Source organism: Cellulomonas sp. HZM, assembly GCF_000708885.1.
Lineage (GTDB): Bacteria > Actinomycetota > Actinomycetes > Actinomycetales > Cellulomonadaceae > Cellulomonas.
In genome coordinates, this window is sequence record NZ_JEOE01000071.1 from 1 (window position 1) to 1,785 (window position 1,785).

General features: G+C 72.6%; 1 protein-coding gene. It reads right to left on the reverse strand.

What is annotated here, in order from left to right:
* Positions 1–14 precede the first annotated feature (14 nt).
* On the reverse strand, positions 15–1,733 hold the full coding sequence (gene pgm / locus AW16_RS0116605; protein WP_051682044.1) for a phosphoglucomutase (alpha-D-glucose-1,6-bisphosphate-dependent): 1,719 nt from the start codon (positions 1,731–1,733) through the stop codon (positions 15–17).
* Positions 1,734–1,785: the final 52 nt, after the last annotated feature.

A 1,785-nucleotide genomic window follows, 5' to 3' on the forward strand; every position in this document is an offset into this window, starting at 1 on the left:
GGTGTGGGGTGGGGTCAGGCGTCGAGGGCGGCCGAGACGACGTCCTTGGCCTCGGACTGGACCTGGGCCAGGTGCTCGGCGGAGACGAACGACTCGGCGTAGATCTTGTAGACGTCCTCGGTGCCCGACGGGCGCGCGGCGAACCACGCGTTCTTCGTCGTGACCTTGAGGCCGCCGATCGCCGCGCCGTTGCCCGGTGCCGCGGTGAGACGGGCCGTGATCTCGTCGCCCGCGAGCGTGGTCGCCGCGACCTGCTCCGGCGAGAGCTTGGCGAGCGTCGCCTTCTGCTCGCGCGTCGCCTCGGCGTCCACCCGCGCGTACCAGGACTCGCCGAACTCCTCGACGAGCTCGCGGTGCCGCTGCGACGGGGACTTGCCGGTCGTCGCGAGGATCTCCGAGGCGAGCAGCGCCGCGATGGGACCGTCCTTGTCGGTGGTCCACACGGTCCCGTCGGTGCGCAGGAACGACGCCCCGGCGGACTCCTCGCCGCCGAACCCGACCGACCCGTCGATGAGCCCCGGCACGAACCACTTGAACCCGACGGGCACCTCGATGACCTGCCGCCCCAGCCGCGCACCGACCCGGTCGATCAGCGACGACGACACGAGCGTCTTGCCGATCGCCGCACCTGCCGGCCAGCCCGGGCGCGCGCCGCCGTACAGGTAGTCGATCATCACCGCGAGGTAGTGGTTGGGGTTCATCAGCCCGCCGTCGGGGGTGACGACCCCGTGCCGGTCGGAGTCGGCGTCGTTGCCCGTGGCGATGTCGTACGGCGCGGGACCGTCGCCCGCGGTCATGCGGTTGACCAGCGACGCCATGGCGTACGGCGACGAGCAGTCCATGCGGATCTTGCCGTCCCAGTCGAGCGTCATGAACGGCCAGCGCGGGTCGACCTCAGGGTTCACCACCGTGAGGTCCAGGCCGTAGCGCTCGCCGATCGCACCCCAGTACTCGACCGCCGCGCCGCCGAGCGGGTCCGCGCCGATCCGCACGCCCGCGGAGCGGATCGCGTCGAAGTCGATCATGTTCGCGAGGTCGTCGACGTACGAGGTCAGGTAGTCGTGCCGGCGCACCAGCTCCGAGGAGATCGCGCGCTCGTACGGGACGCGGGGGATCGCGCGCCAGCCGGTCGCGAGGATCTCGTTGGCCCGCGCGGCGATCGTCGTCGTCTCCTCCGAGCCCGCGGGGCCGCCGTGCGGAGGGTTGTACTTGAACCCGCCGTCGGTGGGCGGGTTGTGGGACGGGGTCACGACGATGCCGTCCGCGAGCCCCGGCCCGTGCGTGCGCACGCCCTCGCTGGTCGCGGCGCCGTTGTGGCGCAGGATCGCGAGGCTGACCGCCGGCGTCGGGGTCCACGAGTCGCGCGCGTCGACGTGCACCTCGACGCCCGCCGCGACGAGCACCTCGATCGCGGTGCGCTGCGCGGGGTCGGACAGCCCGTGCGTGTCCCGCCCGATGAACAGCGGCCCGTCCGTGCCCTGGCTGCGGCGGTACTCGGCGATGGCCGCGGTGATCGCGACGATGTGCGCCTCGTTGAACGCCCGGTTGAACGCGCTGCCGCGGTGGCCGCTGGTGCCGAACACGACCTTCTGGCCGGGGTCGGTGACGTCGGGCTCGAGGTCGTAGTAGGCCCCGATCAGGGCGTCGATGTCGACGAGGTCCTCGGGCTGGGCTGGGGTTCCGGCGCGCGGGTGGGCAGGATCGTCGTATGCACCCCCGCGCCGGAACCCCAGCCCAGCCCGAGGACCTCGTCGACCTCGGCGCCCTGATCGGGGCCTACCACGA